Raw genomic sequence first — 13,096 nt, 5'->3', positions numbered from 1 at the left:
TCCCGGCATGGCGTTTGCCGCGCTGATTACCACGTCATACGCTTGCTGTCATGGTGAACGATCCTCTTCACCCGGCCGGCCGTGCGCAGTCGTGGGACGATTGCGACACCGACATCCGGGAATATGTGAACGGCACGCTCACGGCCGCCGGCATTCCACTCGCCGGCGCCTATCTCCACGGCTCCTTGGCAATGGGGTGTTTTTACCGCGCCAAAAGCGACCTGGATCTGCTGCTGCTCGTGAGCGATCCGCTGGACGCCGGGCAGCGTGAGCGCGCCTCCCGCGCCTTCGCCGGCCGGAGCGAGCACCGGCCGATCACCGGGGATCTGGAGCTGTCGATCCTGACCCGGCGCCAGGCCGCGACGCACGAGCATCCCCGGCCGTACGAGGTGCACTACTCCGCCGCGTGGACGGAGCGGATCCTGAGCGGGCTGGTCGACTACGCGGAGCAGCGGCACGATCCGGACCTGACCGCGCACATCGCCGTGACCCGCGGCCGCGGTGTGACGCTGCTCGGCGCACCGCCACAGGAGGTTTTCGCGCCCGTGCCGGATCACGACTACCTCGCGGCCGCCCTGGAGGATCTGGAGTGGGCGCTGAAGGACGACCGCCTGCTGAGCTCTCCCTACTACGGCGTGCTCAACGCCTGCCGCGTGCTCGCCATGCTGGAAGGCGCCTCGGGACTCGTGCTCAGCAAGGAGGAAGGAGCCGCGTGGGCGCTCGAGCGGCTGCCGGAACGCCATCGGCCGCTCGTGAAGCAGGCATTGGCCTGTTACCGCAGCGGCCGTACGGTCTCCCTGGCCGAACGAGAGACCGACGGCCACGCGTGGGACGACAAGGAGCTGCGTGCGTTCGCCTCCTACGCGCTGCGGGGCGCGGGCGTGGCCGGCTAGGGGCGCCGCGTGAGAGACCGCCATCGCGTTCATCCGTGCGCGGCGACCTGCATGCCGTACAGGTCGGAGTAGGTGCCTTTTCTCATGAGCAGTTCGTCGTGCGTGCCCATCTCCACCAGTCGTCCCCCGGCCATCACCAGGATGAGGTCGGCGTCGGCCACGGTGGAGAACCGGTGGGAGACGAGGACGGTGATCGCACCGGTCGCGGCGGCGATGGCGCGCGAGCGTTCGCCGTACCGGGTGAAGACGGCATGTTCGCTCGGCGCGTCCAAGGAGGCGGTGGGCTCGTCCAGGATGAACAGCAACGGCTCCGGGCGTACGCAGGCGCGCGTGAGCGCGACCTTCTGCCATTGTCCCTCCGACAGTTCGACGCCGCCGAAGCGGCGGCCGAGCATGGTGGCGGCGCCGTCGGGCAGGCGGGACAGCAGGGAGCCCGCGTCGGCGACGTGCACGGCCGGCTCCAGGTCGCCGGCGCGGCCCATCAGCGCGGAGTCCTCGAACGTGGTGCAGTAGCGGCCGAAATCCTGGAAGGCGGCGCTCATCGACGCCCGCCAGGCGCCGGTGTCCAGGGTGCGCAGGTCGGCGCCGTCGACCTGGACGGACCCCGTGTCCGGCTCGTACATCTTGGCCAGCAGCTTGACGAGCGTGGTCTTGCCTGAGCCGTATTCGCCGACCACGGCCACGACCGCCCCGGCGGGCAGGTGCGCCGACAGGCCGCACACCGCCGGACGGCTCATCCCGGGATAGGTGAAGGTGACGTCACGCAGGTCGATACCGTGGACCAGCCGATCGGGCGGAGGCGTCTCGCCGACGTCGCGCTGAGCGCGGGCGTAGGCCATCAGCCAGAGGTAGGGCCGCAACAACCGGCGGTACCCACCGACCTGCATGGACCGGTTCAGCACCTGCGCGACCACGCCACGGAACTGGATGCCCATGGTGACCGCCAGGATGATCGCACCCGCGCCGCCCGCCGCGGTGACCAGCGCGATCGCGACGGCGAAGCCCAGCGCGAACACCAGCCATCCGGCCGAGGACCAGCAGGCCGCCACCAGAGCGGCCGCGGCCCGCGCACGCGTCACCCTCCCCCACGCCTCGGCCTGCAGCCTCAGCACCTCGGGGCCCGACCCGCTGACGCGCACCTCCTTCAGCGCGGCCGGGTTCACGCACACGTCCTCGTACAGTTGCCGGTGCAGGCGCAGGTCCTCGGCCACTTCGAGGTCCGCCGCCTCGACCTTCCGCCTGCCGTGCCGCTCCATGGCGAGTTGCAGGGCGGCGCACGGCAGGAGCAGCAGCAGCCAGGGATCGACGCTGCCGAGCACGGCCAGGGAGACCAGCAGCCCGATCGTGGCGGTGACAGCTTGCAGCGCGGCCCAGGCCGAGTCCACGATCCCGCCCGACTGGCCGCGCAACGCGGTGACCCGGTCCAGGAACGCGGGCTGCTCCAGATGGCCCACCTGCGGGACGCGCAGGCAGGCGCCGAGGATCGCGGGCTCGACCTCGGCCAGGCTGACCCGCTCGACCAGGTGAACGGTCTTGAGGTAGGCGATGTGCTCGACGCCGAGGTTGAGCGTGAGCACCAGTGCCGCACCCGCCGCCGTGAGGACGATCCCCGTGGCGGTGCCCGCCTCGGTGGCCTCGATCAAGGCCCGCAGCAGCAGACCGGCCGCCGCGAAGGTGACCGTCGTGGCCAGGCGCCAGCAGATCAGGAACGCCGTCGTCCCGGGGTGACGCCGCCGGCAAAGCGTGATCATCTGTCGCCAGAGGCGTAAGTACTCCCTCATCCCACGCCCCCTCCGTCCAGCCGGTCGTCGAACCCCTGGACGAATCGCTGAGCCTGGAGGCGGTACATGGCCGCGTAATGACCGCCGGCGGCCATCAGCTCGTCGTGGCTCCCCAGCTCGGCGATCCGGCCGCCGCTGAGCAGCGCTATGCGGTCGGCCTGCCGCACCGTGAAAAGGCGATGGGAGATCAGCACCACGCTGATCCCTTCGGTGATCCCCGACAGGCGCCGGAACAGCTCGTGCTCGGTGCGCACGTCGAGATGCGCCGTCGGCTCGTCGAGCACCAGGATGCGGGCTCCGGCCCTGGAGGCATGGAGCGCGCGGGCCAGCGCGACCTGTTGCCACTGCCCGCCCGACAGGTCCACCCCGCCACGACGCCCTGGGGAGAGCGGGGTGTCGTAGCCGCGGGGCAGTCGTGACGCCACACCGTCCAATCCCGCGTCCCTGGCGGCGGCGACCACGAGCTCGGGGTCTTCCGCGCCGACCGCGATGTTGTCGCGCAACGAGAGGGGGTACTTGACGAAGTCCTGGAAGACCACGCCGAGCCCAGACTGCCAGCCGGCTGTGTTCGCGATGTCCCTGCCGTCCGCGGTGATCGTCCCCGCTTGTGGCCGGTAGAGCCCGGCGAGCAGCTTGGTCAGTGTCGACTTCCCCGCTCCGTTGAGCCCGACCAGGGCCAGCAGCTCACCGGGCATGATGTCGAGGTCGAGCCCGTCCACCACCGGCGTGGAAGCGCCCTCGTAAGCGAAACGCACCTGCGTGAAGCGCACGAGCGGAGGTCTTGTACGCGAAGTCGCCCGAGAGGGACTCGCGGTCGCAGGAGCGCACGGCCTGATCAGGTGGTCCAGCCGCGTGGCCGCCCGGATGACGGGCCGGGCGCCCTCCAGTGCGATCACGTCGTCGGTCTGGATCGCGAGGCCGAAAACCGACCAGCCCGCCGTGAGCACGGCCGTCAGCAGCGCGACGGTCCCGTCCCCGGCCGCCGTGCCGAGCGCCACCCAGGTGAAGACCGCGGTGGTGGCGGCCAGCGGCAACACCAGCGCCAGCCAGAGCCGGCGCAGCACCACGCGATCGTCACTCCACACAGGGATCAGATGCCGGTGCACGTCATCGATGTGATGCCTCAGCAGCCACTCAGCCGCGCCGAAGACCCGCAGCTCCCGCCCCGCCGCGGGTGAGGTGGCGACCTCGCCCCAGTACCGCCACCGCCGGTGGTACAAGACCCCTGCCATCCAGATCCGGAAATGCCGGACCCACTGGCGGCTGTGCACATACCGAAGCAGCACCGCCGGGACCACCGTCGCCGGCACCAGCCACCATGACCACGCGGCGAGCACCGCGGCGGAGGCGATCAGCCCGAAGGCGCGAGCCACCGACTCGAGCAGGCTCACCGCTCCGTCGCCTGAGGTCTTGTCCACCCATTCGCGCGGTTCGACGGTCGCCGTCTTGACGAGGTTCTGTACGTCCTGTCGTTCGGCGACGTCCAAGGTCGGGACCGCCATGACCAAGGCCGCCACCCGCGTACGGAAAGCCCCGTCGATCCGGTCCGCCGCGAGCCGCTGCACCGGCCACCGGAACGTCTGCGCGACCTGCCCGGCCAGCATGACGCCGCTCATCAGCAGCACCGGCCCCAGCGCTGTCAGGCCGCTCGACCTGACCAGCTCCGCGACGGCCACCGCGATCCCCGCGGGGACCACCGCGTCGATGAGGACGACGAGCACGAGAGCGGCGGTCAGTGCGGGTCCGGCATCGCGAAAGAGCCTCAGCAGAGCCAGCCGATCCCGCATTCTCCACCTCATTTCAGGGCCGCGATTTCCGCTATGAATCCAAAACGTTGCGCACTTTATGTCCGTCCCTGAGAACGTGTCAAGGACGTCGATCATCCGGAATTACTGAATGCGAACAATACGAAAGTCATCGCGGTGCGGAGTATGGTGGCGGCGATGTCTGCCCAGCCGGCGGCCGGGGCCGGGAAAATGGCCGTCCGGGCGGAGCGAGGGTAGCCGAATCACGCTCCGCCCGGCAGAGGGCCTCGTATTCGCCGGACGGAAATCATCGACAGACGCCGCGGCGGACCGGCCGGCGAGGCCCTGTCCGTCATGGCGTCAGCGGGCGGGGCGTCCGACTGCGCATTCCGGCACAGTTGAACGCCGTACCGTCACCGCGGCCTATCTTTGAGTGGCATGCAGCCGCTGCTCCAGCTCCTCGGCGAACGCCGTCCACTCGTCCGCGCACCCACGTGCCATCTCAGCGACGATGTAAGCCGAGTGCGCCGGAATCTCGTGCACGAGATCCTGCCAGTCCTTCGGCCCTCCTATGTGCTCGAAGAGCCACTGCAACATCTTGCGCCCGTTCGAGTTGAGCCGCAGCGACGGATCCTTGCTGAGGCTCTGCAGCAGCGAGGTCCGGTCACGGATCGGCCGATGGTCGCCGTTCCGATCGAGGGCATTCAGTCGCCCTTTCCCCGTGGCCTGGTGCCGCTCGTGCGGTTCCCGCAGCTTGGCCGGTACCGGGTCGTCTCCACGCGCTATCCGCCTGCGCACATCTTGCACAGTGGCGGGCGATACGCCCGCCATCTTCGCGATCTCCCGCAAGGAAGCGCCGGGCATCTGCGCGATCATCTCCCCGGCCCTGCGCCGCCCGTCGGCACTGTTCAAGGGCCGGACCCGCCCGTCACGCCCGATGCGGACCACCGTCTGCGCACCGCCGGCACCCATACGCTTGCGGATGGCCCCGACCGTGCGGGCCCCGAGCCCGGTGATCGCGGCGATCGAACGGTCCGACGCATGCGGTTCGATCTCGATGATCTGGGTCGCCGCCGCCTCCCGGTCGGCCAAGGTCAGCGGCAGACCGTGCGTCACGTTGGCCTTGACCGCCGCGATGAACGCCTCCCGCTCGTCGCCGTCGAAGAACCTGACCTTGATTGTCCGTTCCTGCTTGAGTTGGGCCGCGAGCAGTCGATGCATACCGTCGATCACCCGCATACTGGGCCGATGGACGAGAATCGGCGGCAGATCTGCCTGGGTTTCGGCGAGGAGGTGCACATGCTGCGAATCCTCACCGTCAAGCCGGGGAGAATAACCAGGCCGCAGCGCGTCCACAGACACCCACTGCACCTCCGGCGAATTATCGGGATGGTCTTCCGGTAGCGGTAGCGAATGGATTTCAGCACCCGCGCCCCGGTTCTCAGGAAAACAACGATCGGCTTGTCGACTCACTCTGCCCCCCTACAGGTCGAGGTCCCCACACTGGCCCATCGGTCTGCTCCGCACCCGTAAGTCAGGGCGCCCCCGCCGTTCTCCGCCGAGCGGAACACGATGCATCGCGTCTATCCGGCCCCACCTAAAACTTTCTTCAGGTCGACGAAACTTTGCGAAGGATACGAAGCCAAAACCGGCACTGTCAAGAGAGGCCGCAATTCACCGCGATTGACGCACCACCGGCCGGAGGACCTATCCGGGGATTTAGGTTGCGCGGATGAAATTTCCCGGCCGACAACCAACCCGATGGGTTCAGGAATCGGCGAGGGAGCCCGCTCGCGTCACAAATCTCAATAATGTGCCGCCTGGGGAATATCCCTGCGGCAAGCGACCGCCGGTTCATCGGCTGCGAATTCGTCGTCGAGGGTTCGCGCAGGTGGGGCGGCCGGTGACCGTCTCCCCGGACCGCCTTCGGCGGCTACGGCCGCGGCGGCTTCGACCGAGGCCGCAACGTCCGCCTGATCGGCGAACCCACCTTGCGGCCAAATCTCCGCCAACGCCTGGGAAAGAAACTCCGGGACCCCATGGATTTCACATCCGGTCCAGTAATTGTCAAGTAGGCACAACCTACTGTTCGGACGTGAGCCACGAGGTGGCCGGCCCTGCCGACGTCCGGCGCACCGGACCGCACGAACGGTCGCCGCGGTCCACGAACAAGCCGAGGAGCGGGACCATGAAGGTGTTGATCGTGCTGACCTCACATGACCGGCTGGGCGACACCGGACGCAAGACCGGCTTCTGGCTGGAGGAACTCGCCGCACCGTACTACCACTTCAAGGAAGCCGGGTGGGAGATCACCCTGGCCTCACCGGCGGGCGGACGCGCCCCCTTGGACCCCAAGAGCAACGAGGAGCGGTTCAGGACCGGCCAGACCCGCCGGTTCGAAGCCGACCCCGAGGCCGAGGCCCGGCTGGACAGCACGGTGCGGCTGGACTCGGTCTCCCCCGACGACTACGACACGGTCTTCTACCCCGGTGGCCACGGCCCGTTGTGGGACCTCGCCGAGGACACGGCCTCCATCAGACTGATCGAACGGATCGTCGCGTCAGGAAAGCCCCTCGCGATGGTGTGCCACGCGCCGGGCGCGCTGCGTCACGCCGTCAACCCGGACGGCACCGCGCTGGTGGCGGGCCGCAGAGTCACCGGCTTCACCGACAGCGAAGAAGAAGCCATGGGCCTGACCGAAGTCGTGCCCTTCCTGGTCGAGGACGAACTCATCGCCAAGGGCGCCGACTTCTCCAAGACCGCCGACTTCGAGCCGTACGTGGTCACCGACGGGCTGCTCGTCACCGGGCAGAACCCGGCCTCCTCGGCACCGGCCGCGATCGAACTGATCGCACTGACCAGCAAGACCACGGCATGACGGTTGTCGCACCAGGACAGATGCGGGCGTGGGTCACACCGCGGTGATGGTCCACTGGAGGTTGGTGCTGGAGTCGGGGGCCCACAGTTTCACGTTCGAGCCGGTCGTGGTGATGCCGCCGCTGTCCAGGGCGGTGCCGGTGCCGCGGTTGATGATCTGGTAGCGGCCGTTGCCCATGCTGTTGAGTCGCCACTGCTGGTTGTCGCCGCCGTTCCACGCGGCCTGCATGCACAGGGCGCCGTTGCCGGTGTTGCCCCAGCTGTCGGCGACCATGGTGTTGGTGCGGTTGACGATGCGGTACCAGCCGCTGCCGAGGTCGACGAGTTGCCATTGCAGGTTGGTGCTGCCGTCGTAGTTCCACTGTTTGAGTGGTGAGCCGGAGGCGACGTTGCCGCCGCTGTCGAGCACGAGAGTGGTGGCGACGTTGGTGATCCTGGCCCAGCCGGTGGGGGTGGGGCCCGAGCCCAGGGGCGGGACGGTGCCGGAGAAGGTCAGCTTGACCACGTACGCCGGGGCGCTGAACGGGGGGTTGGTGGAGGGCAGGGTGATGTGCAGGGCCGAGCCGTCCTGGGTGCGGGTGGGCAGGTCGGTGTACTGGCCGGCGGTGGAGCCCAGTAGTTGGGCCGAGGTCAGGGTGGTCAGGTTGATGCGGTTGGCGCCCAGGGTGGTGATGTGGAGGGTGGCGCCGGGCCAGCCCAGCACGGTGGCGTACAGCACCCGGTTGTCCTTGCTGCGGGTGAAGCGGATGTCCTGGCTGGTGCCCGCCCGCGGGGTGACGAAGCTGCCGCCGCCCATCTGGGTGGGGCCCTCGCCGAAGGTGGTCCACGCGCGGGTGGCGTAGATGGACTCGCCGAAGCGGCGCAGGTAGTCGCCGATGCCGAGCAGGATCGACCGCTGGCCGGTGGGGATGGTGCCGTCGGCCATCGGGGCGATGTTCAGCAGCATGTTGCCGTTCTTGCTGACCCGGTCGATCAGCGAGTGCAGCATGGCGTTGAGGGAGTAGTACCCGATGCCGTTGGTGTAGCACCAGCTCGAGCTGGAGATGCTGTCGTCGGTCAGCCAGTAGGGGGTCTGGATGGCGGCCGGGCCGCCGCGTTCGTAGTCGAACACCTCGCCGCGGGTGTTGAAGCCGTCCTTGTAGGTCGCGACGACGTCCTTGTTCCAGGCCACCGCCCGGTTGTAGTAGTAGGCCAGGAAGTTCAGCCGGTGGCTCTCGGGGATGCGGCTGAGGTCGAAGTCCTGCCAGATGATGTCGGGCTGGTAGCCGTCGATGACTTCTTTGAGCTTGTCGTACCAGAGCTGGTACTCGGTGTTCGCGTCGAGCTGGCCGTAGAGCTTCCTGAGAGTGGTGGTGGACTGTGCCGGGGCCCACTGGTAGAAGCCGGTGAAGTTGTACGCGTGGTGCAGGGCCGTCAGCAGTTTGAGGCCTTTGGCGCGGATGGCGTCGGCGTGCAGCCGCAGCAGGTCCAGCCGCGGGCCGGTGGCGACCGAGTTCCACTCGTTGACCCGGCTGTTCCACATCGAGTAGCCGTCGTGGTGCTCGGCCACGGGCCCGGCGAACCTGGCGCCGGCGTCGAGGAAGAGCTGCGCCCACTCGCCCGGGTCGAAGTTGCCGCCGGCGGACCTCAGTTTGGGGGCGAACTGCACGAAGTTGCCTGCCCGGTCCCGGGCGCCGTTGATGAAGTTGTGGTACGGCCACTGTGCCGGGTCGCCGTAGACGCTGCGGTGGTGGTTGTTCTCGCTGGAACCGTTGTTGTACATGTTGCGCGGGTACCACTCGTTGGCGAACGCGGGCACGCTGAAGACACCCCAGTGGAAGTAGATCCCGAACTTCGCGTCCTGGAACCACTCGTGCGCCGGCGGATGCTGGTCCACCGAAGCCCACGACGGGCTGTAGCTCTGCGGGCCGTCGGTGGCCCACGCGCCGCGGATCCCCATCAGACCGGTGGCCGCGAGACCACCGGCCCCGGCGAGAAGCGCACGGCGGCTGAACCGGTAGGACGACGAAGACATGGGGATGCCTTTCGGGGACGGGTCGGGCTCTCTTTCCGGCTCACTGACAAGAGCCCTTACGTTGAGACATTGGATGTGTTTGTAAGCCGGAACGAGCGGCAAGTCCAGGCTTCCCGGCAGCTCGGCGGAAAAGACCCTCTTCCTCTAGTGGCGACATGGGATGTCGATGGAACTTTCACGCGCTCACCCGCCGGGAGGGAGCGAGGCGCCGGGACCGTGGGGAATGCGTCCCTGATCCGGCACTTGTGACGCTCATCGCGATCGCCCGCATCATCCGTTGTTCGCGTTAACAATTCCCCCCGGCGTCTCGCGTTGGTCGTCTGCTGCCGGCGCCGCCCCGTGCCGCTTCTCGGGTGCGACGAGGAAGCCGCGACGACGGTGAAAGTTGCACAGAAACGGCGTGGGGCCACTCCGTCTTCACCTCTGGTCAGACGTGGAGACGAGGAGTGACGCGGCGGAGTGGGCCGCCAGGGGGATCACCGGATCCTTGACATGCCATGCCGGATCCTATTGGCTCCTGCCTCGCCGGACTCCAGGCCGCTCCACGAAAAAGTCATCTGGATTTCCCCCGAACTGTGAGCGCTAACAGCGGGATTCCGCTCGCCAGAAGGAGTTGTGATGTCAAGGCAGAGATCCCTGTTCGGAGCCGTCGCGGTCGCGGTGCTCCTCGTGCTGGGCACCGGTCACGCGGCCCTGAGCAACGGGGCGTCGTCGCCCGTGAATGCCAGGACGGCCGTCGCCGCCGCGACGGCGGGGTGCGGCAAGACCCCGACTCTCACGAACGGCACGCACACCATCCAAAGTGGTGGCAAGAGCCGCAGCTTCATCCTGCGGCTCCCCGACGGCTACGACAACCGCCGTCCCTACCGCCTGGTCTTCGGGTTCCACTGGTGGGGCGGCACCGCCACCGACGTCGCCACCGGCCAGACCGTGCAACGGGACGTCTGGTCCTATTACGGCCTGCTGCGCCTGGCGAACAACAGCACGATCTTCGTCGCGCCCCAGGGCATCAGCAACGGCTGGGCCAACTCCGGCGGCGAGGACGTCACGTTCGTCGACGACATGCTGCGGCGGATCGAAGCCGATCTGTGCGTCGAGACGACCCAGCGCTTCGCCGTGGGCTTCAGCTACGGCGGCGCCATGAGCTTCGCCCTCGCGTGCGCACGTCCGGACGTCTTCCGCGCGGTCGCCGTCCAGTCCGCCCCCCGGGAACTCAGCGGCTGCAGCGGCGGCACCCAGCCCGTCGCCTACCTCGGCGTCCACGGCATCAGGGACAACCCCGCCGCAGCCCGCGGCATGCGCGACCGGTTCCTCCGCAACAACGGCTGCACCGCCCAGAACCCCCCCGAGCCGGCCCAGGGCAGCCTGACCCACCGCATCACCGCCTACTCCGGCTGCCGCGCCGGCTACCCCGTCGTCTGGGCCGCCTTCGACGAAGGCCACATCGCCGCACCCCAGGACGGCGCCACCGGCGACAGCGGCACCCGCACCTGGGTCCCCGCCGAAGTCTGGCGCTTCTTCACCCAGTTCGACTCCACCACCCCCACGCCGACCCCCACCCCCAGCGTCACCCCGACGCCGACCCCCACTCCGAGCGTCACCCCGACGCCGGGAACCGGCCGCTGCCGCGTCACCGACACCGTCAACGCGTGGAACAACGGCCTCACCTCGGACATCACCATCACGAACACCGGCACCACGGCGATCAACGGCTGGTCACTCGTCTTCACCCTGCCCGCCGGCCAGACCATCACCTCCGGCTGGAACGCCACGTACTCCCCCACGTCCGGCCAGGTGACGGCGAGGAACGTCTCCTACAACGGCACCATCGCCCCCGGCGCCTCGATCGGCATCGGCTTCCAGGCCGGCCACACCGGCGACACCGGCAAGCCCGCCTCGTTCACCCTCAACGGCGCCGCCTGCACCGTCGCCTGACCGGCCAGATGCCAGGGGGTGGAATCCCGCCGGTTCCACCCCCTGTCCGGCGTCCACGGGGGCAGCAACGACGTGGACCTCGAACGCGGCGGTCTTCGTCACGCCGGCCACCGTGGACGGCACGGTCACCTTCCGCGTCCCGGGAGTGTCCCAGGTGTGCCCCGACACCGGCTATCCGCCGTGTCCTTCGGCCAGGACCTCGTCTTTCACGCCGCGGTGTAGCCGGCCGCGACCACGAGGCCCGTGAGATCGAGGGGGCCGTCCACGGCGTAGGGGGCCTTGGCCGGAGGCGTTACCCCAACGCCATACCCGCCTCGTCCGGGGCCACCCGCACGTGCCGCTGCTCCGACCAGGTCCGCAGGTCGGTTGTCTCCCAGACCTCGATGCAGCGGCTGGCGTCACTCTGCGCCCAGTCCCAATCCCGCCATCCATACGCCCGGCCCCCGACGTTCAGGTCGGTGGCGATTCGGTGGCGATGAGGAAGAACCTGTCCCCCTCGGGTGACCGGACGACAGACGTGTCCCGCACGGCGTGCATGCCCTTGCTGGACCGGAGGACCGCCTGCCCGTCGTCGACCGCCACCCAGCGGGTGGGGTCGTCGCCGACGCTCGCGGCCATGGAGATCTGCTGCCCTTCCTTGCAGTTCGACCGGGCGAACTTCACCATGCCGTACCGCGAGAACGGCGCCTGCCGCACCGCGGGCCGCACCGTCAGGACGAAGTCACGGCACGCCTCGACGCCGCGGGCGCCGGCGCACGCCGTCAGGTCACCGTCGCCGGCTCGGCCCCGGCCGGCGGCCGTGTCACCACACCCGCCGCGATGTCAGCCGGTGCCCGCACCAGATCGGCCGCCATGGTCCTCCTCGAGCTTCATCGGCCGGCGCGTGCAGAGCCCGGCCGCGAAAGCGCCTGATCGGCTAGCTTGGCCGGACTTCGTCGCCGACTCTCAGCTCGCCGAGGTTCCTGGGGGCCAGGCGGATGCCGAACCAGGTCATCCCATTCCAGCGGCGGTGCCTGGCCAGGGTTCTCAGGGGTTCCTTGCCGCGGTCCTGAGTGGCCGGGTCCCAGGTGGTGGCGGCGCAGCGGTCGCACAGTTCCAAGACGCGGAAGTCGATGTCGCCGATGCGGACCGATGTCCAGGTGTCCTCAGCGAAGGGTTCCGCGCCGTCGATGACGGCGTTGGGCCGGAAGCGGGCCATGTCGAGGGGGGCCGGGGGGTGCTCCTGGCGTTCCATGGCGCCTTCGGCGATCCAGTCGTCCAGGCGCTTGAGGGAACTCCTGGAGACGAGCAGGAGGGGGGCGTCCCAGACGAAACTGCCGGGGAGGCCGCCGTGTTCCTCGGTGGCGGTCCGGCCGGTGGGCTCGGCCAGCCAGATGAGGCGGGCCGGCTTGCCGAGCAGGCGGGTGAACCATTCATGGGCGTCGGCGTGGGCGAGCACGGCTCGGTCGACGTTGGGGAAACCTATCGGGATCGCCTCGCCGGCGGCCGGGGGGACCTTGAGCTCGCCCATGCCCTCCGCCGACAGCAGGAGGCCGCCTTCGGGGGTCTCGGCGGCCGAGACGGAGAGGAGCTGGGGGTGTTCGCCCACCCAGATCACTTCTCCCAGCGGGTCCATCACGGCCCAGCGGCGGTCGCCTTCCAGACCCCAGGGAAGCACTTGGGCGGATGGCCGGAGAACGCCTTTGGCGGACTTGACGGGGTAGGTGCGGATCTCCGCTAGCTCCATTGGACAAGGATAGGATCGGGGCCGAAGAGAGCGCTCTCTCAGACTCCAGGGCCGTGTCCACGTGGCTTCCGGAGCGGGGAGTGCGGCCCTTCGAGGGTGGTCCCGCGTGCTCATCGATGAGGCGG

Annotated in this window: 9 protein-coding genes; 3 read left to right on the top strand and 6 right to left on the bottom strand. The window is 68.9% G+C overall.

What is annotated here, in order from left to right:
• The first annotated feature begins 50 nt into the window (after nucleotides 1-50).
• Nucleotides 51-893, top strand: a complete 843-nt coding sequence (locus ABGB17_RS00435; RefSeq protein WP_347625634.1) for a DUF4111 domain-containing protein — start codon at nucleotides 51-53, stop codon at nucleotides 891-893.
• 29 nt (nucleotides 894-922) lie between these two features.
• Here the strand turns inward: ABGB17_RS00435 and ABGB17_RS00430 are convergent, their stop codons facing one another.
• The 3 genes from ABGB17_RS00430 to ABGB17_RS00420 form a co-directional block, all read right to left on the bottom strand.
• Nucleotides 923-2,644 (bottom strand): ABC transporter ATP-binding protein, encoded by a 1,722-nt coding sequence (locus tag ABGB17_RS00430; protein WP_347625633.1) that lies wholly within the window; start codon nucleotides 2,642-2,644, stop codon nucleotides 923-925.
• Nucleotides 2,645-2,670: 26 nt separating this feature from the next.
• Nucleotides 2,671-4,461: an ABC transporter ATP-binding protein gene (locus ABGB17_RS00425; protein WP_347625632.1), complete on the bottom strand. Its 1,791-nt coding sequence runs from the start codon at nucleotides 4,459-4,461 to the stop codon at nucleotides 2,671-2,673.
• 381 nt (nucleotides 4,462-4,842) lie between these two features.
• Nucleotides 4,843-5,781: a streptomycin biosynthesis regulator gene (locus ABGB17_RS00420; RefSeq protein WP_347625631.1), complete on the bottom strand. Its 939-nt coding sequence runs from the start codon at nucleotides 5,779-5,781 to the stop codon at nucleotides 4,843-4,845.
• An 826-nt stretch (nucleotides 5,782-6,607) separates the two neighbouring features.
• On the opposite strand from ABGB17_RS00420, the gene ABGB17_RS00415 reads away from it, so the two are divergent.
• The gene (locus ABGB17_RS00415) at nucleotides 6,608-7,297 is read left to right on the top strand and encodes a type 1 glutamine amidotransferase domain-containing protein (RefSeq protein ID WP_347625630.1); all 690 of its coding nucleotides are present in this window, start codon (nucleotides 6,608-6,610) and stop codon (nucleotides 7,295-7,297) included.
• A gap of 33 nt (nucleotides 7,298-7,330) precedes the next feature.
• Here ABGB17_RS00415 and ABGB17_RS00410 read toward each other — a convergent pair whose 3' ends face one another.
• Nucleotides 7,331-9,310 (bottom strand): alpha-L-fucosidase, encoded by a 1,980-nt coding sequence (locus ABGB17_RS00410; protein ID WP_347625629.1) that lies wholly within the window; start codon nucleotides 9,308-9,310, stop codon nucleotides 7,331-7,333.
• Nucleotides 9,311-9,928: 618 nt separating this feature from the next.
• Between ABGB17_RS00410 and ABGB17_RS00405 the strand changes: the two genes are divergently transcribed.
• Nucleotides 9,929-11,245, top strand: a complete 1,317-nt coding sequence (locus tag ABGB17_RS00405) for a cellulose binding domain-containing protein (RefSeq protein WP_347625628.1) — start codon at nucleotides 9,929-9,931, stop codon at nucleotides 11,243-11,245.
• Nucleotides 11,246-11,695: 450 nt separating this feature from the next.
• On the opposite strand, the gene ABGB17_RS00400 is transcribed toward ABGB17_RS00405, so the two are convergent.
• A complete protein-coding gene (locus tag ABGB17_RS00400; RefSeq protein WP_347625627.1) occupies nucleotides 11,696-11,953 on the bottom strand; it encodes a hypothetical protein in 258 nt (85 codons plus the stop codon).
• A 208-nt stretch (nucleotides 11,954-12,161) separates the two neighbouring features.
• Complete coding sequence (locus ABGB17_RS00395) at nucleotides 12,162-12,971, bottom strand: MOSC domain-containing protein (RefSeq protein WP_347625626.1); 810 nt, start codon at nucleotides 12,969-12,971, stop codon at nucleotides 12,162-12,164.
• Nucleotides 12,972-13,096: the final 125 nt, after the last annotated feature.

Source organism: Sphaerisporangium sp. B11E5 (assembly GCF_039871875.1).
In the GTDB taxonomy this organism is placed as follows: domain Bacteria; phylum Actinomycetota; class Actinomycetes; order Streptosporangiales; family Streptosporangiaceae; genus Sphaerisporangium.
The sequence above is the reverse complement of the archived record's forward strand: the minus strand, read 5'-3'. Positions and strand labels throughout refer to the sequence as shown.